The organism is Sphingobium soli, from assembly GCF_020782245.1.
GTDB classification, from domain to species: Bacteria; Pseudomonadota; Alphaproteobacteria; order Sphingomonadales; family Sphingomonadaceae; genus Sphingobium; species Sphingobium soli.
Genome location: NZ_JAJGNP010000013.1, coordinates 1 through 20,055, shown reverse-complemented (window position 1 = coordinate 20,055; position 20,055 = coordinate 1). Strand labels below are relative to the sequence as shown.

The window sequence follows — 20,055 nt, the reverse complement described above, 5'->3', positions numbered from 1 at the left end:
AAGCGTCAGCGGAACTTGACGCTCAAGGTTGCGCCATATGTCGCCGGGCGAGCCGGCCAGCGCGTTACCGTGTCGAAGAAAAACGCGACGTTGTCCCAATAGTAGCTGTTGGTCACGTTCTTGCCCCAGACCTGGAACGACCAGCGGTCGTCCTGCGACTTGATGCCTGCCCGCAGATCAAGCGTGCCATAGTCCTTGATCTCGAACAGGTTGGATGCACCAATGAACGCATTGGTTTGGCTACGATAGTTCAGGTCAGCTCCGCCAAAACCGTTGACGCTGTCATTTAGCCGGAAATCGACGCTGAAACCTGTGCCAATCTGATATTTCGGCGTGTAGGGCAATGCGGCGCCGTCGAAATTCTGTCCGACTGCCAGCGTTTCCGGGTTGAGGCCGGTATAGCGCTTCACCTTGGCATCAAGATAGGTAAAGTTGGCGTAGGCGGTGAACCAATCTGCCGGATTGGCCGTCAGCTCCAGTTCCAGACCCTTCACATTGGACTTGGGCACATTCACAAGAACGTCAAGCGGACCAAAGTTGGGATCGAGCAGCTTCGAACGGATCTGGCGGTTGCGATAGTCGTAGTAGAAGATCGCGCCATTGGCCTGGAGCGTCCGGTCGATCAGCGACAACTTGAAGCCTGCTTCATAGGATTGCAGGGATTCCTGACGCACAGGCTGGCTCTGCTGTGTCGTCGAGGCCGCTACCGACGGAAAGCTGCCCGCCTTGTAGCCCTTGGCGACGTTAGCATAGAGCAGAATGCCAGGACGCGGCTTGTAGTCGATACCCGCACGCCAAGAGACGTTGTCCTCGTTCAGCTTGCCCACAAATTCACCAGGCAAGAAGGTCGGATCGGCACCGAGAAGTCCGGTATTGTCGATGGTGAGACAGCCTAGCGCCTGTTCAGGTGTGACGGTGATGGGGGACAGCCCGTTTTGCGAACGCAGCAGGTTGGCGAAGAAGGTGTAGAGCGGCGCGAACGGTTGGTTCGCCCCCTCAGCTGCAACGCCAAAGAAACAGCTGTTCGCATCGCGCTTCGATTTGGTGTAACGGATGCCGCCCTTGAAGGTCAGGTCGCCCACATCATATTCGGCGTTGGCGAAGGCGGCGTAATTTTTCATATTCTGGTTGGCTCGGAACCCTGAGCGGAAGATGCCGCCGAACGCCGCCGTTCCCGTGTTGATTGTAGAGTCGCGATAGTCCAGTTCCGACCGGTCGCGCGCACGATCGCTGGAATAGTTCAGACCCAGAATGTAGCGGAACGGGTTATTGCCGCCATTGGCGAGACGCAATTCCTGCGAGAAGCTCTTGATGCCGCCGCCGAAGAAGCGGAAATCCGCATTGTTGAGCGTCGTGCCGTCGCCGTCGAACGCCATCTTCTGTTTGTAATCGACATAGGATGTCAGCGAGGTCACCGAAATATCGTCGGTCAGATCGTAGTCGATCCGGCCGATCGCCTGCCACATGCTGTTGTCGAGATAAGGATCGATGTTCGTTGAGAAGTCGGCCGAACGCGCATTTTGCGGTGCCAGCGGATAGCCGGTTATGGGGTTGCCGGGGCCTTCGTTACGGACGCCGATCAGTTGCAGCGCTGGCGGCTTGCCCTTCTCCAGCCATCCATTGACGTTGAGGTTGACCCGCAGGCGATCGGTCGGTTCCCAGGCAAGAATGATGCGCCCGGCATAATTCTCGCTGCCGCCAGTCTTCGCGTCAGTCGTATAGCTTTTTTGCCAGTCATCGGAATGGGTAGCCTTGCCCGAAATACGCACACCCAGCGTGTCGGAGATTGGTCCGCTAACATAGGCTTCGCCATCGATGGCGTTGAAACGGCCATAGCTGACCGTGCCCCCGGCCTCGAAAGACTTGGTCGGTTTGGCCGCAATGAAGTTGATCGCGCCGCCGGTAGCATTGTTTCCAAAAAGCGTGCCCTGCGGTCCTTTCAGGACTTCGAGGCGATCGAGGTCGAACCCCACCAACTTGGTCATCACCGGGAATGGGAGCGGGGCTTCGTCGAGATAGACACTGACGTCGGGATAGGACCCCAGCGTCGTATCGTTAAAGCCAACGCCGCGCAGCGTGTAAACTGGGGTGTTGGACGCGCTATTGGAAAAGACCAGTCCAGGAACCGCAGTCGCGATGTCCGACAAGGTCGTGATTTGCCGATTTTCAAGCGCTTCGCCGCCGATTGCCGTCACCGCGAGGCCGACGTCGTTAAGACGCTGCTCGCGCTTCTGGGCGGTCACTACGATATCCGCCGCACCACCGCGGGGAGCCGAGCTAGCGGCCTGATCGGGTTCCTGCGCGCTTGCTGTTCCGGCAGTCATTGTCGTTGCGACGAGTGCTGTCGATGCCAGAAGGCTCATGTGGCGCAGTCGCTTCGTAATTGCTTGGGTCAAGCTATCCTCCCTCTCCCATGGTCGTGTTAGGACCAGTTTACGTGGAGGACTCATTTGGCCCTGCCATCGTCAACGCCAGAGTTGACACAAGCATATTCGGTCGTCAACACCAGAGTTGAAAAACGGAGAATTATTATGGCTTTGATGTCGGGAGCGGAGATTGGAGACTTTAGTGCGCTGATCGCGGAGGCAGGCGTGGACGATGGCGAGCCACTATTCGCCGTCGACAGGGCGCTTATACAGCTTGGTCTGGCGTGCGCGCTCCCGTCATTGAACAAGGCCGCTAGTGGGCGCGCGATAGCCACGGCTTTGGAACTTGGCGCCACCACTCAGCAGATACAGGAGATCGTCTCTTTGATGGCGGGCTTGGGCGTGCATTCGCTGATGCTGACGGCCAGCCTCATTACAAATGAGGCAGGTATGACCGAGAGCGACGGCGCGATTGCCTTCACCGCTGAAGAGCAGCAGATATGGGATGCTCGCGTCGGAAACGACCTTTTTTGGAATCGGATGGAAGACGAGTTGCCGGGCTTTCTGCGCTCGATGCTCAAGCTGTCGCCAGTGCAGTTCGAGGCTTTCTTCGACTTCTGCGCGGTGCCGTGGAAGACGCGGACGGTGTCGGCGCGCACGAAGGAACTGCTTGCTATGGCGAGTGATGCTATGCCTTCGCATCGGTTCATGCCGGGCTTCAGGCTGCACCTGGCCAATGCCATAAAATTGGGGGCCGGACGGCGCGCACTCGAGGACTGCCTGCAACTTGCCGCGGACGCGCCGCTACATGTGGGCGTGGGGTGAATAACAAGCGGCATTCCAACGGGATGATCGGAATGCCGTCGTCGCCCTTTAAAGATCAGGCGTTGACGCCGCGCCAGGCCAGCGTGCCGCCATCGATCACATAGGCGGCGCCGGTGATGAAGCTGGAATCGTCCGAGGCCAGGAAGCAGGCGAGCTTCGCAATCTCTTCCGGTCGCCCGAGACGCGGGATGAGATGGGAGCCGGTCATGACGGACAGAATGAGGTCCTTGTCCGGCGCCGCCTCATAATATTTCTGAACCATCGGCGTATCGATAGCGCCAGGACAATAGCAATTGCACCTTATGCCATATTTCGCGAGATCGACGGCTGCAGCCTTGGTCAGCATCAGGACGCCGCCCTTCGTTGCGCAATAGGCACCGGCCTGGGGGTAGGATACGAACGCCCCAGTCGATGCCACATTGACGATGGCAGGACCGCGCTTTGATGCTTTGAGGTAGGGTGCCGCATATTTGATCGCCAGCCAAACGGCGCGTAGATTGATCTCATAGACCTTGTCCCACAGATCGTCGGGGAGGTCCTCGATCGAGGTTTGCGCGGTAAGGTCGGTCTCATGCACGGCAGCGTTGTTGTGCAGGACATCAATGCCGTCGAACAATTCCGCCGCTTTCGCCATCATCGCCTTGATCTGCTCGGGGTCACGCAGGTCGCATTGATGCGCAACGCCGACGAACCCTGCCCCAATTATCTGCGCGACGGTTTCCTCAACGGCCTGGAAGTTTACGTCGACCGCGAAGACCTTGCCGCCCTGACGCGCCATTTCGATGGCGCAGGCTCGCCCCATGCCGCTTCCGGCGCCGGTGACGATGATGCTCTTGCCGGTGACGCTATTGCCCATTTCCCGTTCCTCAGCTTGTAGGCGAGAGTTCGGGGTCGATGACCGCCTTGATCACTTTGCCGTGATGGACTGCGTCCAGAGCCTTGCCGGCATCTTCGATCGCGTAGCGATGCGTCACCAGCGATGCGAGGGGCACCTTGTTCTGCAACTGCGCGGCCAAATGCATTGCGCCGTGATAATGTTTGGGTTTCGGGAAGGTCGCCCCGGCGATCGTGATATTCTTGGTCGTCATGTCGCGAGGGGAGATGGGCTGCGTTCCAATCGCTCCCCACAGGCCCAGAATGACGTAGCGGCCATGAATGCCGGTGAGGTCGACACCTTCAGAGAAAGCAGGGAGGAAACCCGCAGCCTCTACAACCAGCGACGGGCCGGAAGGACCGGCGATGTCATATATTTGCCGGCGCCGTTCTTCAGGCGAATCCGACAGCAAGACTGTTGCGGTCGCGCCGAGGCTCCGCGCCACCTCCAGCTTGCTCTCGACACCGTCGATGACGATCACATCCCTGGCGCCAGCCTGTTTGGCGACAAGAACGGCCGACAGGCCCACCGGTCCGGCGCCCTGCACCACGACTGTTTCGCCGAGGCGAACCGGTCCGCAGCGGTCAAAGCCGCGCAGCACGGTTGGCAGCGCGCAACCCAACGCCGCGACGGCAAGCGGATCTGCGCGGTCCGGAAGCTTGAAAAAGGCAAGGCCATTGGGGAGCCAGGCGAAGTCCGCATAGCTGCCCCAATTTGGCTTGTTGGCGTCTTCGAAAAACCGCGAATTCTCGCAAGGAGTTTCGTCAAGGACGTTGCAGCTGTGGCAGCGATGACAGGCGGAAATCGGCGACCAGTAGACAAGATCGCCCGGCTTGACTGGCACGCCGGCATAATCGGTATCAAAGCCACCGAGTTTCTCGATCCGTCCGATACCTTCATGGCCGAGGATAATGGGGAACGGCATGACACCGGCCTGTCCCGTGGTGATGTGGACGTCGCTGCCGCACACGCCTCCCAGCACGATGCGCACCAGCGCTCCGCCATGCTCGGGTTCGACCACCGGCACGTCCCACGTTTCCAGTTTGTTGGGTTCCACCAGGACGGTGGCGCGGCCGGTTGCCATTTTTTCTCTCCTTACGATCTGCCTCGTTGGGCCTGTCGGAATCTTTGTGACGCAAAATGCAGGCGTGCCCCCTACCCGCTACAGTCCCGCCCTTGCCCCGTGCAGTCAGCAAGGACGGGATCAGGTAGCGCGCCTCCAAGGATGCGCGGTTTGCGGTTTCAGTCGATGCCGGGCATCCGCACCTTCGGTGCAACTTCCGACGCGAACCGACGCAACGACTCTTCCCAGGGCTTGGGATCGTCGATGCTGTCATGCTGGTTATAGACCAACTGGCCCCAGCCGCCGACCTTGTCGGCAAGGGCTTCGAGCTTCTCGATCGCCGTTTCGGGCGAGCCGCACAGCACCACATGCTCGGCGAGGAAATCCTCGTCGATATCGTCGGGCGTCAAATCCTTGCCGGAGTCCTGGATGATGCCGTTGAACAGGCCGAACTTGACGTAGATTTCCTTGAGATAATGCTTCCACGTCTGGGCGAGGCCGCTGGCAAGGAAGCGCCGTTTGGCCTCCGCATCGGTGTCTGCGATGAAGATATCGCGGCAGACACGATAGCGTTTGCGATCGGGTGTACGCCCCTTCGATTCCATCGCCGTCGCCCAGGTATCCCAGTGTGCCTTCATCTGCGGGGTACCGCCGAAGAAGGAGATGGGCGAGTAATCGCGCTCCCCGGCGAACCGCATCGACGAGGAGTTTTGCGACAGGCCCGTGACCGCGATTTCCAGCTTGTCGCGGCCGCCATAGGGGCTGTTGTCGGCAATGATGACGTTATATTCCGGCATCGTGTCGGCGCCCGGAAAACCCGCCTTGAAATATTTGCCCTTCTCCAGGAACGGCTTGCCCTCCCACACACGCTCCATCAGATGAAGCGCCTCAAGCTGCATTGGAGGCAGTTCGCCGATGCTTTCGAAACCATGAAGAATGGCGTCGGTATGGTGGCCGCCCGGCGCAACGCCTAGGAAGTAACGTCCTTCCATCACCTGGCTCAGCCAGCCGATGCGGACCGCGAGCGTCGCAGGGTCGTGGTAAGGCAGCAGATGCGCCATCGGTGCGAAGCGGATCTGCTTGGTGGTCTGGGCGCAAGCCGCGATGATGGCTTCGGGGATGGGAATATTTTCCCAGCCCAGCGTATAATGTTCTCCGATCATGAAATCGGCATAGCCCGCCTCGTCGGCGATCCGCGCTATGTCGACCGCCCAGTCGAAAACTTGCCGCGCCGTCCGGCTCGGCGGGTTATAGGGGGTCATGAAGATGCCGCACTGCATTGCCATTTTGCTCTCCTAATCGTGTCTGCGCGCGTGGGTCTAGTTCAGACGAAGGTACCTTCGGCATCCTTGGTCGAGAAGCGCGGCGCGACCTTGCTGATGAACTTCTCCAGCTCTTCCTGATTGGCTTCGGGCTCCAGATGGCCTTGTCCGAACATGAGGAAGAGTTCGTCGAAGCCGAGGCGATCATGCGCCCGACCAATCTTGTCGGCGATCTCGTCAGCCGACCCGATCAGGACGTTAGGCGGGCGCTGGCCGAGCGGAATGAACCATTCGTCCCAGAACCACATATGCTCTTCCATGAGCTTGGCCGCGCGATCCTTGTCGTCGGTCAGCATAAGGAAGCCGCCCCAGGCCGATGCATCCGTCTTCGTGACCTCGCGGCCATTCTTGGCGGCGGTCGCAATGTAACGATTGTTCAACTGCTCGCAGAAATCGATATTGTCCGAAAGAACGATCAACTTTCCGCCTTCCTCGGCCCAGAAGTCGATTGTGCGGCCGGACGCCGCAAAGCCACCGTAGATCGGCGGATGAGGGCGCTGATAGGGCAGCGGCGCAATGCCGATCTGCTGCACACGACCATTCTCGTCCTGGCCTTTGCCATATTTGGCATAAGCAGGATGGCCGGTCGAACCGCCTTCTGGTGGAAACTGCCAATTGTCGCCCTTGTGGCTGAACACGTCGTTGGTCCAGGCCTTCTTAACGACGCGCACGCCCTCTTCAAACAGCGAGCGGTTGCGCGCATCCTGCTCGTCACGGGCCTTTACATTGTCGGGGGTCGTGGCACTGACACCTTCCTTGATACCGTAGGCGTCCACCCAGCGTGCATGATAGCCGCGCGTGAAGCCGCAATAGAGCCGACCTTGCAGCATGTGATCGAGCGTCGCGATTTCCTCTGCGACACGGACCGGATTGTGGGTGGTCATGGTATAGCCCATGATGCCGGCCTTCATCCGCTTGCTGTGCTGCCCGACGAACAGGCTGAACATGCCAGGGTGATTATTGGCCTCAAAACCCTCAATCTGAAGGTGATGCTCGGGTTGGCAATAGCCATAGAAACCAAGCTCGTCGGCGAGTTGCACATAGCCCTTAACCTCTTCGAGGAAGCGCTGATACAGTTCCGGCCGCTGACCGGCCATGCCCTGCTCGATTTCATGACGGCGACCGACCACACCGGTCTGCATAAGATGAAACTTCATACCTCTCCGTCCCCAAAGGAGCTTTCATGCTCCCCCGCTATTAGGGTTGATCCTGTGTCGACCCCCTAATCCAATCCCCTTTCGGAAGACTTGTCAACTCTCGTGTTGACGACCCCTAATTTTTTTTCGCATAAGTGCATTCGGCTCGATGATGCTGTGCGAAGCTGCACGGCCTGGAGCGGAGAGGAACATGATGGATCGTCCGATCACGACCGAAGTTTCAACCTTGGGGGACCTGCTTTTCCGGGCAGCGGCAGTCGCTCCGGAGCGTGATGCTCTGGTGCTGCCCAGCCAGCGCGCCACCTATTCGGCTATGCGCGATGGGGCAGTTCGAGTCGCGCGATCGCTGACGGCTCTGGGTGTCCGTCGTGGCGAACATGTCGGCCTGCTCATTCCCAATTGCGTGGAGTTCGCCGAAGCAATTCTGGGCGTTGCGCTGCTCGGCTGCGTTGCCGTGCCGCTGAACGCGCGCCACAAGGCGACGGAATTGGGATATATCATCCGCAATGCCGATCTCGTGGCGATCCTGACGAGCCGACATCCCGACGATCCGGTCGATTTCCCCGCGGTGCTGGCAAGTGGCCTTGAAGGCGAGCCTGCGCCGCATCTGGAGCATATCGTCCTCGTGCGCGGCAGTGCCGGGCAAGGCGTCATGGACGTCTCAGCGTTCCAGGCGCTCGCCGACCATATCGAGCCGTCGGTCATCGAAATCAGGCGACGGCAGGTCCGGGTGCGCGATGCCGCGCTCATCATCTACACCTCGGGTACGACGGCCAACCCGAAGGGCTGCGTCCTCAGTCACGAGGCGGTCACGCGTGGCCCAGTCGAGCGGGCTCGATATCGGCTGAAAGCAGCTGATCATGATGTCGTGTGGGGTGCCGGCCCCCTGTTCCATATTGGAACGTTCGCGCCATTTGTGGGCACGCTCGGGGTCGCCGGTACATTTCTGACGGATGGCTATTTCGAAGCCGGCCGGGCGCTTCAACTCATGTATGACGAAAAGGTCACCCTGACATGGCCCTGGTTCCCAGCAATCATGCAGGGACTTATCGGGCATCCCAGCTTCGATCCGGCCAAACTCGCCAGTATGCGGCATCTGTGCATCATCGCGCCGCCTGCGCAGGTCGATTTGGTCCAGACCCTGCTTCCAAGCTGCGAAGTGATACAGGGCTGCGGTATGACCGAAACAGCCGGCGTCTTCGCATTGAGTGATCCCGACGAAGATCGGGTGTCGCGATCAACTACGAACGGAAAGGCGAGTCCGGGCATCGAGATTCGGATTGTGGATCCGGAAACCGGCACCGACCTTCCCGACGGCACGCTCGGCGAAATCTGGGTGCGTGGCTACAATGTGATGGAGGGATATTGGGCAGCGCCGGAGAAAACTGCTGAAGCTCTCACGTCGGACGGCTGGCTCAAGACCGGCGATCTTTATACGCGCCTTCCCGGTGGAAGCCTCGTCTTTGGTGGTCGCTACAAGGACATGCTCAAGGTCGGTGGCGAAAATGTCGCTGCCGTCGAGATCGAAGCCTTTCTGGCGACGCATCCAGCAGTCAAAACTGTTGAGGTGGTCGGCCGTTTCGATATCCGCCTCGATGAAGTTCCGGTTGCGTTCGTCGAAATTCATCCGGGACATGAAATCGACGAAGATGGGCTCATCGCGCACTGCCGGGGCCGGATCGCAAGCTACAAGGTACCGCGCGCAATCATATTTCTTGCTGCGTCCGACTGGCCGATGTCAGCCACGAAGATCGACAAGCGGGCGTTAAGGGATCGGCTCAAAGAGCTGGCTTCATGAGCGAGCCAAAGGCTATCGTTGCCGCGTTTCTGGATAGCTTTTCATCGAACGATGGCGAAGCGATCCTTGAATATCTGGCCGAAGACGCGACATGGTGGGTCTTGGGGAACCTGGATGGAATGTCCGGGACGATCGACAAGGCCGCGCTGGGCAGTTTGCTGCGCAAAGTAAAACCGCTCTCTCTCGACGGGGCGTTGACGATCACGCCGTCGAGCATAATCAGCGAGGGCCGACAGGTGTCAGCGGAAGCGGCCTCGCATGCACGGCTGTGCGACGGTCGCGTCTATGCCAATGCCTATCATTTCAGGTTCGATCTCGACGGGGACCGGATATGCAGCGTGCGGGAATATTCCGACACGCAGCATATGCTGGAAATATTCGGACAGCAGTCCGAGGTTGGCGTGCTGGACAACCTCAGCCTGTGACGGCGCTGAGGACCGGCGGCGATGGAAGCGCGTTAGCACGGCCCGCGTCGGTAAGCGCTCCGCCGGTATAGATGGACCAGAATGTTTCGGCGACCTGTCGTCCGGTCAGGCTGCCGCCCGGTACAAACCAGCGATGCGTCCAGTTCAGCATTCCGAACAGGGCATTCTCATGGAGACGGGGCGGTATGTCCGATCGCAGATCGCCATCCTCGATACCCTCCTTAATGAAATCGATCAGCATCCGGTCGAACAAACGCGTGCGCTTCATGATCAACTGCGCCCATTCGGTTTCCTGCACGCCGACCTGATGCATTTGCTCCTGGATATAAACGAAAGTCGCCGGATAATTTTCTTCATAGCTCGTCATCAGGATCACGAAGATCTGATGCAGCCGCTGCATGCCGGTGAGTGCGTCATTCGCACGCAATTCCTCCGCGGCAGCGATGGCCGTGTCCAGGACACCCCCAACGATATCCTGCAGCAGTTCCTCCTTACTACCGGCGTAATAATAGATGGTAGCCCGATCAAGACCTGCTTCTCGGGCGACATCCACGAGCCGCGTGGAATGGAAGCCCTGCTGCTTGAACAAAGTGGCGGCCGCGCCCAGCACCTCCGCCCGCTTGGCGACGTAATCGGCGCTGTCTTTTGCACGAGCCGTCCGCCGGCGCTTAGAAATGTTGCTGCTTTTATCATTCATGCGCCGAACTTGCACTCAACACACGTGGGAGGCAAGCGGCCTCATCAACGTCAACGTCGGCGTTGACTGGATCCAGTTTTCATATAAGATGAAACCTGGAGAGGAATAAGTGAGTCTAAGCCATTTCCCTGTGAACCCGGAATACGGAATCGGCTGCTTTCGGCGGCTGGTTCGAACATTCCGCGTGCCCGGAAAAATCGTCGTTACGCTCGACGATACCCATCATTCGATGTGGCTCGTCATGCATCACGCCAATGGGCATGTAACCGATATCGAGGCGCGAGTGGCACGTGGAGCGGCGACCAGCTGTGGTTCGGCCGACCGTCCGCTCGGCAAGTTAAAAGGCCTGCCTGTCGATGGTGACATGCTGGCGTTCCGCGAGCGTTTGCCACCTGTTCTCAACTGCACACATCTGATGGATCTGGCATATTGGGCGTTCAGGAACGCCACCAGCCAGATGCCGCTCAAGCGCGAAGTTCTCATCGAGATACCTGACGAAGCTGATGCGCCGGTATGGATCAAGGTCAAGCGAGACGGGGAGATCGTCCACAACTGGTACGTTCAGGATCATCATGTAGTCGAGCCACCGCATCTTGCTGGCAAACCGATGATGAAAGGCTTTGCGTCGTGGGCACGCGAGCAGTTCAGCGGGGACGACCTCGATCTGGCGATCATGCTGCAGCGAGGTGTTTTCGTCGCCCGAGGCCGGCGGCATCTGGTTGATCTCTCGCCGCCCGTGCCACTCAACGCTGCACCAGCGATGCGCGACGCCTGCCACAGCTATTCCCAGGACTATTTCGACACCGCGACCAGCATCGTCGGCTACGTCCGGGACTTTACCGACGGCGTCGCCGTCGCCTCACTCCCACCCCATGTTACCGCATATTTCAAAGGCTTTTTCCGATGACTGACTATGGTAAAATCGCGCCGATCGAAGAGATCATCGAGGATGCGCGCAACGGGCTTCCCTATATTCTCGTGGATGCGCCGGATCGCGAAAACGAAGGCGACATCATCATTCCCGCGCAGTTCGCGACACCGCGGATCATCACCTTCATGGCGACCCATGCCCGTGGCCTGATCTGCCTAGCGATCACAAACGAACGCGCCAAGCAACTCGATCTGCGACCGATGGCAACCCGCAACGAAAGCGGTCATGGCACTGCGTTCACCGTCTCGATCGAAGCCCGCGAAGGGGTTTCAACCGGCATTTCGGCGCATGATCGGGCTCATACCATTGCCGTTGCGGTGGACCCCTCCAAGCAGGCGCATGACATCGTCTCGCCGGGGCATGTGTTCCCGCTTACCGCCCGCGACGGTGGCGTGCTGGTTCGCGCTGGCCATACCGAGGCCGCAGTCGATATCTCGCGTCTGGCTGGCCTCACGCCTGCAGGCGTCATTTGCGAAGTCATGAATGACGACGGCACGATGAGTCGCTTGCCAGATCTTCTCCGCTTCGCTCGCGAACACAAGATGAAGGTCGGAACGATATCCGATCTTATCGCCTACCGTCGACGTCTTGAGACGTTGGTAGAGCGCGTGGCTGAGGCGCCGTTCGAGAGTTGGCATGGTGACTTCCAGGTGATCGTCTATCGCAACAAGATAGACGGCGCTGAGCATGTCGCGCTCGTCCGGGGTTCGCCTACGAAGGATAAACCGACGCTAGTGCGCGTGCACCAGCTGGATCTGACGGCGGATATTCTGGGCTGGCGGGAAGCACATCGCAACTATGTCCCGACAGCACTGGCTGCACTTTCAGATTATGACGGGCCGGCCGTGGCGGTGTTCGTATCCGATCCCAATCCGGCATCGATTTCGGAGCGGATCAAGGGCAACCGCAAAGCCTATTCCGACACGCACGGCTATCGCGATTACGGTATCGGAGCGCAGATGTTGCTTGATCTTGGGGTAGGAGAAATGATCCTTCTCACCTCAAGCCCGACGAAGATGACTGCGCTGGAAGGCTTTGGTCTGAAGGTGGTGGCCAAGCGACCGCTTGTTGAGCCAGCTATGCGCCTAGTGCAGTCGCAGGCTTGACTTGTATCGCCATCGGGAATGTCGGCTCGCCGGCATTCCCCTGAAGCGCATGCAGCGCTCGGTGGCCTGACGCGATAAGCCGTAAGCGAGGTCTGACGGCCGCCTTGCACGGCGCCCATTCGCGGGGATGATTGCCGCTCTTTGAGCGGGGTGGCCGGTGTCGGACGAGATTGAGGATTCAGCGAGCGGCGCAGCGACTGCTCATACGAGCGGTCGTATGAGTAGTCGGATAGAGATCGTTAGCCGTGTGTCAGGCCGGCGGCGGTGGACGGTAGAGCAGAAGCTGGCCGTGCTGCGGGATGCATTCGGGCCGGAGGGCTGCGTGCGTACGGCCTGTGAACGCCATGATGTCGGCAGCGGCTCGATCTACACTTGGCGGCGCCAGGCGATGTCCGGTGAGCTTGCCGGGGTTCGCAAGTTGGCCGAGCCGGCATTTGCGGAGGTGCAGATCAGCGAGCAGCCAGCCTTGCCTGCCCCGACAGTTGCAGCGAGCAGCGGCGGCGTGATTAGCATCGAACTGCCGCCTGGTATCAGGGTGAGCGTGGATGCCACGGTCGATGCCGATGCCCTGTCACGGGTGATCGGTATCCTGACGCGATGATCCCGCTGCCGCTATCGACGCGGATCTTCCTGGCCTGCGGTGCGACCGACATGCGTAAGGGTTTCGACGGCCTGGCGGTGATGACGCAGCAGGTTCTGGAGCAGAGCCCCCATTCCGGTGCGCTGTTCGCTTTCCGGGGCAAGCGCGGCGATCTGGTGAAGCTGCTTTGGTACGACGGCCAAGGCATGTGTCTGTTTTCCAAGCGGATGGACCGGGGGCGCTTCGTGTGGCCGTCGACCAAGGCGGGGTCGGTGGTGATGACGGCGGCGCAGCTTTCGATGCTCTTGGAAGGCATCGACTGGCGGCGACCTGAACGCACTTTCACTCCTTCATTGGCGGGGTAAAACGCCCATTTTCTGGTGCTTTTATTAGCGTTTCGACCATCGATCTGCTATGTGATCGTGGTGTCGGACGCAGGCCTTTCCACCCCTGATAAAGACGCTCGGATCGCCGAGCTTGAAGCTGCATTGGCAGCTGCCCACGCCGATATTTCCGCCCGCGACATCCTGATCGATACGCTGCGCGTGCAGATTGCGCGCCTCAAGCGGATGCAGTTCGGCAAGTCGTCCGAGAAGCTCGATACCCAGATCGCTCAGCTTGAGCTGGCGCTCGAAGAACTCGAAGGCGAGGCCATCGTCGCTGCCGCGCGTCGAGCCGATCTGGCAGAGGCTGATCGGCCGTCGCCTGTTCGGGCGCTGCCCGCCCATCTGCCACGCGAGTAGCAGCGGATAGAACCCGAGCAGGGCACCTGCACCTGTCCCGAGTGCGGTGGTGCGCTGCGGCCGCTGGGGCAGGATAGCGACGAGATGCTCGATGCCGTGCCGGTGCAGTGGCGCGTCGTTCGGACCATCCGCCCCAAGTATAGCTGCCGCGCCTGCGAGAAGATCGTGCAGGCGCCCGCACCGGTAAAGGCGATAGCGCGCGGCAAGGCGACCTTCGGCACGCTGGCCCACGTCGTCGTCTCCAAGTTCGATCATCATCTGCCGCTTTACCGTCAGGCCGAGATCATGGCTGCGCAGGGGGTCGAGATCGACCGCTCGACGCTGGCAGGCTGGGTGGGACAGGCATCCGTGCTGCTCGACCCGATCGTCAGTCGCATTCGCGAGGTCGGCTTGACCGCCTCGAAGATCCATACCGACGATACGCCGGTTCCCATGCTTGATCCGGGACGCGGCAAGACGGCGACTGGCAGGCTCTGGGCTTACGCCGTCGATGATCGTGGCTCCGGTGCCACGACCCCGTCGCTGGTCTGGTATGAGTTCACCACCGATCGCACCGGCGCGCATCCCCAGCGGCAGCTGGCCAACTTCACCGGCTATCTCCAGGCCGACGGCTATGCCGGTTATGACAAGCTCTACGACACGAACCGCGTCACCGAGGTTGCTTGCTGGGCGCATTTCCGGCGAAAGATATTCGACATCCACGCCACCAAGCCGACGTCGCTCACCACTGATCTGCTGGAACGCATCGGCCAGATCTATGAGATCGAGGTAGAGGTTCGAGGCCAGCAACCCGAGATCCGACGACGAAGCCGGCAGGACCGCACCCAGCCATTGATCGACGAGCTGCGCCATGCACTCGACGATGCCCTGCGCCGTCTCTCGCCCAAGTCCGAGATGGCCAAGGCGATCGCCTATGGCCGCAAGCGCTGGGTCGCGCTGACGCGCTTCCTCGACGATGGGCGCCTGGAAATCGACAACAACATCGCGGAGCGCGCCATGCGGTGCGTGGCCCTGGGCCGCAAAAACTGGCTGTTTGCCGGGTCAAAGGCCGGCGGTGATCGCGCCGCTGCCGTCTATTCCGTCATCGAGAGCGCCAAACTCAATGGCCTCGAACCACAGGCATATATCGCCGACGTCATCGCCAAGATCGCGGACGAATGGCCTGCTGCCCGCTGGGATGAACTCATGCCGTGGAACTGGCGGCCCGATCAGCAACCGATCGCCGCAGCCGCCTGATCTGCGGTCTCCAGCCCACGCTTACGATAAGCCAACATACACTGCTCGAACGACGTACGGAGCGCGACCGGTAGGGCGCGCTCCGCAGTTTAGTCGTTCTATCGGGTAAGGTCAGTCTTCAGGCGCGATCGTCAACGCCATCCCGTTCATGCCCGCATTGACCACGAGCTGACAGGCCAGACGCGAGCGCTCGTTCCGGTGATCGGAACTGTCCAAAAGGTCGTTTTCATCATCGGAGAGCGCGGGCAGCCTGCCTTCAAACTCCTCCGCCACATAGACATGGCAGGTCGCACAGGAACAGCATCCGCCACATAGCGCCAGCAGCTCGTCGATCCCGGCGTCCCTCACCGCTTCCATTACGCTGATGCCTTCAGCCACTTCGATTATGCGCGACTCGCCCGTTCGCGTCATGACATTGATACTCGGCATAAGTTTAGCGCTCCGACCAGATCAGAGGGACATTGTCGACAGCAGCAACAATGCCGGAATGATAGATAGGCTGCGCTCCTGGCTTCATGGCGAAGGTGGGAATGCGCTTGAGCCATTCCTCGATGGTGACGATCACTTCCATGCGCGCAAGGTGGAGGCCGGCGCAGCGATGAGGACCGCCGCCGAAGGTGCTGTGCGAGATGCCGCGACGTTCGAGATTGATACGCCAGGGATCGTCGTTCAACTGGTCGTCCAGGCCATGCAAAGCGGTTGGCAGCAATATCATGTCGCCCCGCTTGAGTTCGATACCTCGGAAATCCTGGTCCTTTGCGACCATGCGTGCCTCGGAAACAACCGGAAAACGCCGAAACATCTCTTCCGCGCTGCGCATCAGCTTCAGGGGGTCAGCGCGCAATTCCTCGACGACCTGCGGGTTCTTCGCAAGGTGAATCATCATGAAGCTGAGGAAGTTTACGACCGTATCGAGACCACCGAGCAGAAGCAGGGAAATGAGACCGAGCGCCTTGTCGTGCGTGATCCGCTCGCCGTTGATCTCGGCATTCACCATGACGGTGATCAGATCATCCCCCTCCTTGCCTCGACGGGCCTGGATGATCGGCTCGACATAGGCGAAGAAGCCCTTATTGCCTTCCTCAAGATGCTTGGCCATTTCCTCGGGCGTGTTGCCCTCCGGGCGCGTCATCATCTTGGCGAAGCGGCTGAGCGTAGGCACGTCGCTTTCGGGGAGGTCTGCAAGCGCCATGAAGACCCTTACAGGGAAGACGTTGGCATATTCGGCCGAAAAGTCGCATTCGCCCCGGCTGACGAAACTATCGATGAGATCGACCGCGACCTTGCGCACTTTCGATTCAACCTTGCGAATTTGGGCGAGGCTCAAGCCCTTGTCGAGCGCCTTGCGGTAGGGCGTATGCTCGGGCGGATCCATGCGGGTCGGGACCATCTCATATTTTTCGCCAGCTTCTTTGGGCAGGAAAATGACCTCGCTCGAGAAACGGGTAGGATCACTGTAGACCTCGCGGACTGTATCCCCATTGGTCGCGATCCAGTGACCACCGGTAAAGGGGGTCCAGATGAGATCGGGCATGTCTGGCTTGGGGATATTCTTCCACGCCTCATGATAGCCCTGCTCGATGCCTTCGAGCGCATACATGTCGATTTCATGCACATATTGCTCGGGAATATGCTCCGGGCGCGGAGCGCGGGCGCGTGACATCGTTTCAGGGACATGTTCAGGCATCGTAGCCAAGATCGCTCTCCTTATCTCAACATGCCCAGCCGTTCCCGGGCCATGCGTGTTCTTTACACGCACAAAAAATGCCGTGCAAGGAGTTTCAACGCTGGCGTTGATCTGAAACATTTGCGCCGAGCGCGGTCACACGCTTAGGTAGTCGTCATGAAAATGCGCGAACTAGAAGAGCGGACCGGCGTTGATCGCGAGGTCATACGGATCATGATCCGTGAAGGCCTGCTGCCCGAGCCACAGCGCCCAGCGCGCAATGCTGCGGAATATGACGAGGGTCACGTCAGCGGCATCGCCACGATCAGGCATTTGCAACAGACTTCGCGCATGACGCTCAAGGAGATCAGATCCGCCCTGTCGGGCGAAGCGCTCGAACGCCCAGGTCCCGCATCAGCTTACAGTCACCTGGAAGCTTTGCTGTCACGCTCTTTCGGACTGGAGCAGCCGACATCGGTCTCTTTGCAAAGCCTTTGCGAGCGCTATCCCCGCGCCGAACGCGATGCCCGTGCATTCGAGGCCATGGGGATGCTGACGCTTTTGCCGACGGAGAGCGGTAGCAGCCTCAGCCTGACCGATGCGCGACTTGTGGAAATATGGGGAAAGATACGGGAAGCGGGATTTGTCGAGGAACAGGGCTTTCCTCCGGAAAATATCAGCTTCTACCGCGAAGCCGCGGAACTGGTCGCCCGGCACGAGGCATCGATATTCTTCAGCGGGTCGGATGGCGCAATCAGTGAAGAAGATGCCGCTAGAATGCTCCAGATAGCTCTGCCACTGATGCTCGATTTCTTCGGCCTTCTTCGGATCAAGGCTTTTATGACCAACGTACATCGGTCCCTCGGGACGGGCGACCGCTAGGCCGTCGCGGCTCTCTTCCGATCCAGACAGCGTGCCAGCAAACGCCAGAAGGGATCTTCGACCGCCAGGCCCCATTCGATTAGGCTGGTTAAAAGCAACTGGAACGGTTACGGACAATATTGTCCGGATAAGACGAATGGAATTGGGTGTGCGCAGAGATGCCAAAGATCGGCGTGAGCGGATTGTCGCAGCGGCGGCGACGATATTCGCAAGGCACGGATATGCCGTGGCGCTTGATGCGATCGCTGCGGAGGCTTCCGTCGGCCGTACTACGCTCTACCGGAATTTTGCCGATCGATACGCGCTTGCTCTTGCGGTTATGGAACGTCGTATCGAGGATGTCGCAGCAATAGCGGACGAACATCACGACCGGCCCGACACCTTTCTTCTGATGGTCCGGAAGAGCGCCGGAGGGGCGGACCTACGATGGTAGTCGGATCGACCTTCGAAACACGAAGCCCTGACCGGCGTTAGCGGTTCCTTCCCTCAAGCCGCATCAGCAGGCGACACATACCATTGTATGGGATGCCGGAGCTTGAGAAGGAATGGTGCCGCAGCGCGTGTAAACATACGATCGACGGCTCACCCAGGATATTATCCGCTCGAACATCTCGATCGTTCAACCAAGGCCAAGTCTGCTCGCGAACATGCCTGCCAACAAACCACCGGACGAATTTTACGAACTTGTTTTTCGGACAATGCCGATCGCCCTGTTTCGTATTGACACCGAATCGTCTGCAGACATCCGATCTGAGCTTATGGCTTTACCAGCTGAATTGCGGGAGGACTTTCTTCTCGCTCGTCCCGAGCTTCTGGCCGACATGGCCCGTCGCGCCACCATTGCCGAAGCGAATGACCGCGCGGCGGTTCTCCTCCGCGCGCCGACCGCTAAATCGCTCATTGGCACGTCCTTGACGCACTATTGGTCTCGTCGGATGGACTCGTATCGTCGATCGGTGACAGCACGCTCGAGCGGGCAGTATCTCGAAGAAGAAACCCAGGTTGTAGCGTTAGACGGAACAATCATCGATGTCATCTTCGCGATGGCGCCGGTGAGCCATGCCGGACGACCCATGACGCTGGTGGGGATGGTCGATATTAGCGATCGCCGGCGAGCCGAAACCGAACTGGCAAAGGTTCAGGCGGACTTTGCTCATGCAGCACGAATTGCTTCGTTGGGAGAGCTGACCGCATCGCTCGCGCACGAGGTAAGCCAGCCACTAGCTGCCATACGTTTATCGCAGGAGGCCGCCCTACGGTGGCTGGAGAAGCCGGCGACAGGACTCGAACAGGTCCGCCTGCATGTCAATCGCATCGGCGGACATGCGACGCGCGCGGCGAACGTCATCGATCGGGTCCGTCAAATGACGTTCGCCAGCGGCGCCGCCAGGCAGTGCTGCGCCCTTGGCAGCATCCTTGAAGATGCGCTTGCTCTTGTCGGACCTCAGGCGCGGGCTGCCTACACCAACATAGTGGTGGCGGCGCATTCTGTTCGTTCGCTGATCCTCGCTGATCGGATCGAGGTGGAGCAGGTCATTGTAAACCTGATCATCAATGCGCTGGACGCGTTGAAGAGCACCGAGCCGAAGAGCCGTGAGATCACGGTGGCCTTAACGGAATCGGATGGCGTGGTAATCTGCACCTTCTGCGACAATGGCCCAGGCTTGACGGGCACCGCTGAGCACCGCCTCTTTGATCGCTTCTTCACCACCAAGCCTGAGGGTATGGGGTTGGGTCTTGCCATCTGCCGTACAATCATGGAAGCGCATAATGGCAGCATCACCGCGACAAACCGCAGCGATGGAAGCGGCACCCGGATCACCTTGCGCTTCCCTGCACTGCACACCCGGGACGCGCTCTGCCATGCGCCGATGGGATCTGGCGAAGGCTGAATGAGCTACGACTTGTCGGCGGCATCTGTATCAGCAGCACTTCCCGCTTGGGCGCGAACGGACTCGAGCCGGGCGCCGAGCGCCTTCTCAAGGATCGCCTGAGCATCGCTTCCCAGCACCAGGCGCAACGGGGCAGGATCGATCGCGATGCTCGCGATGATCCGCTCGGCCATGCGTTGGGGGTCGCCGCCCGGCGTGCGAGCCGGGTCGCTGAGTACGGCACGTAGATGCGCCAGCGGCGTGTCGCGGTAAGCGTCCGGCACTGCGCCTAGTTGCGTCGACGCCGCGTCGCGAAATCCCGTCCGAGCTGCGCCCGGTTCTACGATGGTGACGCCAATGCCGAAGGAGGCGACCTCTTGCGCAAGCGACTCGAAAAAGCCTTCCATCCCCCATTTACTGGCGTGGTACAGCGAGGCTGTTGATTTCCACTGAGAAGTGACCCGGGTAGGGCGTAAATTTCCACTGAGAATTGACCCATGTTGAACTCGTCCC

19 protein-coding genes and 2 pseudogenes are annotated in these 20,055 nt (G+C 59.8%); 12 read left to right on the top strand and 9 right to left on the bottom strand.

The genetic code is table 11. From position 1 onward, the window contains the following. Nucleotides 1–5 precede the first annotated feature (5 nt). Nucleotides 6–2,363, bottom strand: a complete 2,358-nt coding sequence (locus tag LL253_RS14400) for a TonB-dependent receptor (protein WP_228227618.1) — start codon at nucleotides 2,361–2,363, stop codon at nucleotides 6–8. Between the two features lie 168 nt (nucleotides 2,364–2,531). On the opposite strand from LL253_RS14400, the gene LL253_RS14395 reads away from it, so the two are divergent. After that, nucleotides 2,532–3,191 (top strand): carboxymuconolactone decarboxylase family protein, encoded by a 660-nt coding sequence (locus tag LL253_RS14395; RefSeq protein ID WP_228227617.1) that lies wholly within the window; start codon nucleotides 2,532–2,534, stop codon nucleotides 3,189–3,191. A gap of 55 nt (nucleotides 3,192–3,246) precedes the next feature. Here LL253_RS14395 and LL253_RS14390 read toward each other — a convergent pair whose 3' ends face one another. The 4 genes from LL253_RS14390 to LL253_RS14375 all read right to left on the bottom strand — a co-directional run bounded on the left by LL253_RS14390 (nucleotide 3,247) and on the right by LL253_RS14375 (nucleotide 7,607). Then, complete coding sequence (locus LL253_RS14390; protein ID WP_228227616.1) at nucleotides 3,247–4,047, bottom strand: SDR family NAD(P)-dependent oxidoreductase; 801 nt, start codon at nucleotides 4,045–4,047, stop codon at nucleotides 3,247–3,249. A gap of 10 nt (nucleotides 4,048–4,057) precedes the next feature. After that, nucleotides 4,058–5,149, bottom strand: a complete 1,092-nt coding sequence (locus tag LL253_RS14385) for a zinc-binding dehydrogenase (RefSeq protein ID WP_228227615.1) — start codon at nucleotides 5,147–5,149, stop codon at nucleotides 4,058–4,060. A gap of 158 nt (nucleotides 5,150–5,307) precedes the next feature. After that, nucleotides 5,308–6,414, bottom strand: coding sequence for an LLM class flavin-dependent oxidoreductase (locus tag LL253_RS14380; RefSeq protein WP_228227614.1), 1,107 nt, complete (start codon nucleotides 6,412–6,414; stop codon nucleotides 5,308–5,310). A 38-nt stretch (nucleotides 6,415–6,452) separates the two neighbouring features. Next, the gene (locus tag LL253_RS14375) at nucleotides 6,453–7,607 is read right to left on the bottom strand and encodes an LLM class flavin-dependent oxidoreductase (protein WP_228227613.1); all 1,155 of its coding nucleotides are present in this window, start codon (nucleotides 7,605–7,607) and stop codon (nucleotides 6,453–6,455) included. Nucleotides 7,608–7,755: 148 nt separating this feature from the next. Here LL253_RS14375 and LL253_RS14370 point away from each other — a divergent pair, with 148 nt between their 5' ends. Both LL253_RS14370 and LL253_RS14365 read left to right on the top strand, forming a co-directional pair. Then, on the top strand, nucleotides 7,756–9,405 hold the full coding sequence (locus tag LL253_RS14370; protein WP_323133415.1) for a class I adenylate-forming enzyme family protein: 1,650 nt from the start codon (nucleotides 7,756–7,758) through the stop codon (nucleotides 9,403–9,405). Beyond that, on the top strand, nucleotides 9,402–9,830 hold the full coding sequence (locus tag LL253_RS14365) for a nuclear transport factor 2 family protein (protein WP_228227612.1): 429 nt from the start codon (nucleotides 9,402–9,404) through the stop codon (nucleotides 9,828–9,830). The genes LL253_RS14370 and LL253_RS14365 overlap by 4 nt, the downstream gene beginning before the upstream one ends. Here the strand turns inward: LL253_RS14365 and LL253_RS14360 are convergent. Continuing rightward, complete coding sequence (locus LL253_RS14360; RefSeq protein ID WP_228227611.1) at nucleotides 9,820–10,527, bottom strand: TetR/AcrR family transcriptional regulator; 708 nt, start codon at nucleotides 10,525–10,527, stop codon at nucleotides 9,820–9,822. The two genes, LL253_RS14365 and LL253_RS14360, sit on opposite strands and share 11 nt — an antisense overlap. 130 nt (nucleotides 10,528–10,657) lie before the next feature. Here LL253_RS14360 and LL253_RS14355 point away from each other — a divergent pair, with 130 nt between their 5' ends. From LL253_RS14355 to tnpC, 5 genes and pseudogenes are all read left to right on the top strand, one after another. Beyond that, complete coding sequence (locus LL253_RS14355; protein ID WP_228227610.1) at nucleotides 10,658–11,434, top strand: DUF2889 domain-containing protein; 777 nt, start codon at nucleotides 10,658–10,660, stop codon at nucleotides 11,432–11,434. Further along, entirely contained in the window at nucleotides 11,431–12,564 is a 1,134-nt protein-coding gene (gene ribB, locus LL253_RS14350) for a 3,4-dihydroxy-2-butanone-4-phosphate synthase (protein WP_228227609.1), read from the top strand. Before LL253_RS14355 ends, ribB begins: the two co-directional genes overlap by 4 nt. Before the next feature lie 217 nt (nucleotides 12,565–12,781). Then, on the top strand, nucleotides 12,782–13,165 hold the full coding sequence (tnpA, locus tag LL253_RS14345; RefSeq protein WP_228227675.1) for an IS66-like element accessory protein TnpA: 384 nt from the start codon (nucleotides 12,782–12,784) through the stop codon (nucleotides 13,163–13,165). Then, nucleotides 13,162–13,509, top strand: a complete 348-nt coding sequence (tnpB, locus tag LL253_RS14340; RefSeq protein WP_228227608.1) for an IS66 family insertion sequence element accessory protein TnpB — start codon at nucleotides 13,162–13,164, stop codon at nucleotides 13,507–13,509. The genes tnpA and tnpB overlap by 4 nt, the downstream gene beginning before the upstream one ends. Nucleotides 13,510–13,611: 102 nt before the next feature. Further along, nucleotides 13,612–15,123 (top strand): annotated as a pseudogene (gene tnpC / locus LL253_RS14335) (IS66 family transposase). Between the two features lie 111 nt (nucleotides 15,124–15,234). Here the strand turns inward: tnpC and LL253_RS14330 are convergent. Together LL253_RS14330 and LL253_RS14325 are read right to left on the bottom strand one after the other, a co-directional pair. Next, complete coding sequence (locus tag LL253_RS14330; RefSeq protein ID WP_228227607.1) at nucleotides 15,235–15,552, bottom strand: 2Fe-2S iron-sulfur cluster-binding protein; 318 nt, start codon at nucleotides 15,550–15,552, stop codon at nucleotides 15,235–15,237. A 4-nt stretch (nucleotides 15,553–15,556) separates the two neighbouring features. After that, a complete protein-coding gene (locus LL253_RS14325) occupies nucleotides 15,557–16,810 on the bottom strand; it encodes a cytochrome P450 (RefSeq protein WP_228227674.1) in 1,254 nt (417 codons plus the stop codon). 156 nt (nucleotides 16,811–16,966) lie between these two features. On the opposite strand from LL253_RS14325, the pseudogene LL253_RS19930 reads away from it, so the two are divergent. The 4 genes and pseudogenes from LL253_RS19930 to LL253_RS14310 all read left to right on the top strand — a co-directional run. Continuing rightward, nucleotides 16,967–17,113, top strand: a pseudogene (locus LL253_RS19930) (MerR family transcriptional regulator); the annotation flags it as partial. Nucleotides 17,114–17,140: 27 nt separating this feature from the next. Next, nucleotides 17,141–17,671 (top strand): MerR family transcriptional regulator, encoded by a 531-nt coding sequence (locus LL253_RS14320; RefSeq protein ID WP_266101024.1) that lies wholly within the window; start codon nucleotides 17,141–17,143, stop codon nucleotides 17,669–17,671. A gap of 136 nt (nucleotides 17,672–17,807) precedes the next feature. Beyond that, nucleotides 17,808–18,104 (top strand): TetR/AcrR family transcriptional regulator, encoded by a 297-nt coding sequence (locus LL253_RS20000; protein WP_407696108.1) that lies wholly within the window; start codon nucleotides 17,808–17,810, stop codon nucleotides 18,102–18,104. Between the two features lie 214 nt (nucleotides 18,105–18,318). Further along, the gene (locus LL253_RS14310) at nucleotides 18,319–19,563 is read left to right on the top strand and encodes a sensor histidine kinase (protein ID WP_228227604.1); all 1,245 of its coding nucleotides are present in this window, start codon (nucleotides 18,319–18,321) and stop codon (nucleotides 19,561–19,563) included. Between the two features lie 5 nt (nucleotides 19,564–19,568). On the opposite strand, the gene LL253_RS14305 is transcribed toward LL253_RS14310, so the two are convergent. Next, nucleotides 19,569–20,055, bottom strand: a 487-nt coding sequence (locus tag LL253_RS14305; protein WP_228227603.1) for an SDR family NAD(P)-dependent oxidoreductase, incomplete at its 5' end; no start/stop codon positions are given.

What these genes read in the sequence shown, in the direction of transcription:
- tnpA (WP_228227675.1), top strand. Translation starts at nt 12,782, where the DNA reads ATGAGTAGTCGGATAGAGATCGTTAGCCGTGTGTCAGGCCGGCGGCGG.
- LL253_RS14370 (WP_323133415.1), top strand. Translation starts at nt 7,756, where the DNA reads ATGATGCTGTGCGAAGCTGCACGGCCTGGAGCGGAGAGGAACATGATG.
- LL253_RS14310 (WP_228227604.1), top strand. Translation starts at nt 18,319, where the DNA reads ATGCCTGCCAACAAACCACCGGACGAATTTTACGAACTTGTTTTTCGG.
- LL253_RS14400 (WP_228227618.1), bottom strand. Translation starts at nt 2,363, where the DNA reads ATGAGCCTTCTGGCATCGACAGCACTCGTCGCAACGACAATGACTGCC.
- LL253_RS14325 (WP_228227674.1), bottom strand. Translation starts at nt 16,810, where the DNA reads ATGCCTGAACATGTCCCTGAAACGATGTCACGCGCCCGCGCTCCGCGC.
- LL253_RS14380 (WP_228227614.1), bottom strand. Translation starts at nt 6,414, where the DNA reads ATGGCAATGCAGTGCGGCATCTTCATGACCCCCTATAACCCGCCGAGC.
- LL253_RS14320 (WP_266101024.1), top strand. Translation starts at nt 17,141, where the DNA reads ATGACGCTCAAGGAGATCAGATCCGCCCTGTCGGGCGAAGCGCTCGAA.
- tnpB (WP_228227608.1), top strand. Translation starts at nt 13,162, where the DNA reads ATGATCCCGCTGCCGCTATCGACGCGGATCTTCCTGGCCTGCGGTGCG.
- LL253_RS14365 (WP_228227612.1), top strand. Translation starts at nt 9,402, where the DNA reads ATGAGCGAGCCAAAGGCTATCGTTGCCGCGTTTCTGGATAGCTTTTCA.
- LL253_RS14390 (WP_228227616.1), bottom strand. Translation starts at nt 4,047, where the DNA reads ATGGGCAATAGCGTCACCGGCAAGAGCATCATCGTCACCGGCGCCGGA.
- LL253_RS14360 (WP_228227611.1), bottom strand. Translation starts at nt 10,527, where the DNA reads ATGAATGATAAAAGCAGCAACATTTCTAAGCGCCGGCGGACGGCTCGT.
- LL253_RS14330 (WP_228227607.1), bottom strand. Translation starts at nt 15,552, where the DNA reads ATGCCGAGTATCAATGTCATGACGCGAACGGGCGAGTCGCGCATAATC.
- LL253_RS14395 (WP_228227617.1), top strand. Translation starts at nt 2,532, where the DNA reads ATGGCTTTGATGTCGGGAGCGGAGATTGGAGACTTTAGTGCGCTGATC.
- LL253_RS14375 (WP_228227613.1), bottom strand. Translation starts at nt 7,607, where the DNA reads ATGAAGTTTCATCTTATGCAGACCGGTGTGGTCGGTCGCCGTCATGAA.
- ribB (WP_228227609.1), top strand. Translation starts at nt 11,431, where the DNA reads ATGACTGACTATGGTAAAATCGCGCCGATCGAAGAGATCATCGAGGAT.
- LL253_RS20000 (WP_407696108.1), top strand. Translation starts at nt 17,808, where the DNA reads ATGGAATTGGGTGTGCGCAGAGATGCCAAAGATCGGCGTGAGCGGATT.
- LL253_RS14385 (WP_228227615.1), bottom strand. Translation starts at nt 5,149, where the DNA reads ATGGCAACCGGCCGCGCCACCGTCCTGGTGGAACCCAACAAACTGGAA.